We start from the raw sequence: 1,566 nt of genomic DNA, 5'->3' as shown, positions 1-1,566 counted from the left end.
TGATACGGCTGGAGTCCCGAGAAACGCTGCGTGATACGCTCAGTGAGGCCGGTCCTTGTTGTACGTTTCCGGACGAAACTGCTATCCTATTTCGCGACGTAAAAAGATTAATGAGCCGTTCAGCCGATTTGACGCCTCCTAGTGGAGTAAAACGAGCCACATTCGCTCTTGAACGGGTTGGATCAAAGCAATGGCCCGGTACTTTTTTGATTTCCAAGACCTTCATCTCTCGATCCGTGACGAGGAGGGCACGGAGTGTGCAAACCCCAGGGCCGTCTCGTCAGAGGCGTTGCGAGCGTTGTGTCAGATCGCCGGGGACCGGCCCGAGAGGTATGCGGGCCAGAGGCTTAACGTCGTCGTCCGAGATGCCAACGACCGCACCGTCTTCACCGCGTCCCTGGAGCTGTCCGCCGCATGGCATGCCGAGCAGGGAGAGTCACAGGCAGCCTAAAGCTCCCCGGGACAATCCAGAACGGCAGCCCTAGCCTCACCGACGGCTTTCCTTGGTCTCACCGGAGGCATCAGGGCTGGCCTTGGTTGCCGCTCCTGATGCTGCCGTCCGGCTCAGAATGACCATTCCAGCCGAAGCATGACCGGCAGGGAGCTCGGAGTAGGCTTCCAGGGAGAGGCTCATGGCCGGACCGCTGCCGGAATGGCTGAACAGCAGCGCGGCACACCGAAGGGGGGACACTGTGGTGCTAGGATGAACTGCTGAATATAAGACCATATTCCAATTGCATCAGAAATGATGCCTACGACACGCAGCTTTCTGGCTGTCACAGGCGAGAACGCAGATGCCGAGGTACTACCTAGATCTGCACAGTGGGTCGCAGCATGTAAAAGATGCGGCGAAGTTTGACGCAAAAGCCGACGACGATGCTCGTGTGCAAGCCTTCAAAACTCTGGCATCAATACTGCAAAACCTGAATCATAGCTCTGGACAGGTGCGCTATGTCGCCTCTGTGCGAAACAGGCGTGGCATCAACCCGTTCCACATTGATCTGTCCCTGGACTTCACCCCGCCGAACTAAGCTGCTGGCTGTGGGCCGACACGGCGACGACCTGGCATAGGACGCCAGCCATATACCCTGCTGGTGAGGGCGCCACTCCGCAGACCTTCTCGAATCTTGCCTGCTCGGAAAGTAGGATGGCGCTGTCACATTGGTCGCGATGACACCCAGTCTCACCAGCCACCGCGAGGGCTTCTCTGGTTTCTGATAAGGAATGTTCTCAGTAGTCAGTGGCCGGGAGCGGGCCATGGCAGGAGCGGCTGGTGCCAGGCTTTCTGCCCTCCCTCGCCTCATCGCAGAGGGCGAGAAGCGCTGCGCCGAGCAGGTCGAGCAGATCGAACGGCTGAACGAGAACGGGCAGAACACCATCAGGGCCATGGGCGCGTTGTGGAGGATCAAGGCCACCCTGGCGGCCCTACGCGCCCGCCGGGCTTACCTGCAGGCTCGGCGGCTGAAGCCATGACCGAGACCTGCGCGACCCGCTCAGCTACCGCACCATCGAGGAGCTGTTCCTGGAGCGCAGTGCCGAGGTCAGGCCCGGCACGCTGAACCTCCC

The 1,566-nt window shown here is 60.1% G+C and carries 3 protein-coding genes and 1 pseudogene; all 4 read left to right on the top strand.

Going from position 1 to position 1,566, the window contains the following annotated elements; genetic code table 11:
- The first annotated feature begins 190 nt into the window (after nucleotides 1-190).
- Nucleotides 191-451, top strand: coding sequence for a DUF6894 family protein (locus WDW90_RS36965; protein WP_336492698.1), 261 nt, complete (start codon nucleotides 191-193; stop codon nucleotides 449-451).
- 343 nt (nucleotides 452-794) lie between these two features.
- Complete coding sequence (locus tag WDW90_RS36960) at nucleotides 795-1,031, top strand: DUF6894 family protein (RefSeq protein ID WP_336492697.1); 237 nt, start codon at nucleotides 795-797, stop codon at nucleotides 1,029-1,031.
- 226 nt (nucleotides 1,032-1,257) lie between these two features.
- A complete protein-coding gene (locus WDW90_RS36955; RefSeq protein ID WP_336492696.1) occupies nucleotides 1,258-1,473 on the top strand; it encodes a hypothetical protein in 216 nt (71 codons plus the stop codon).
- Nucleotides 1,474-1,480: 7 nt separating this feature from the next.
- A pseudogene (locus tag WDW90_RS36950) lies at nucleotides 1,481-1,566 on the top strand (IS6 family transposase); the annotation flags it as partial.

This window comes from Methylobacterium nigriterrae (assembly GCF_037106235.1).
GTDB classification, from domain to species: domain Bacteria; phylum Pseudomonadota; class Alphaproteobacteria; order Rhizobiales; family Beijerinckiaceae; genus Methylobacterium; species Methylobacterium nigriterrae.
This window is presented reverse-complemented; position numbering and strand designations above follow the sequence as displayed.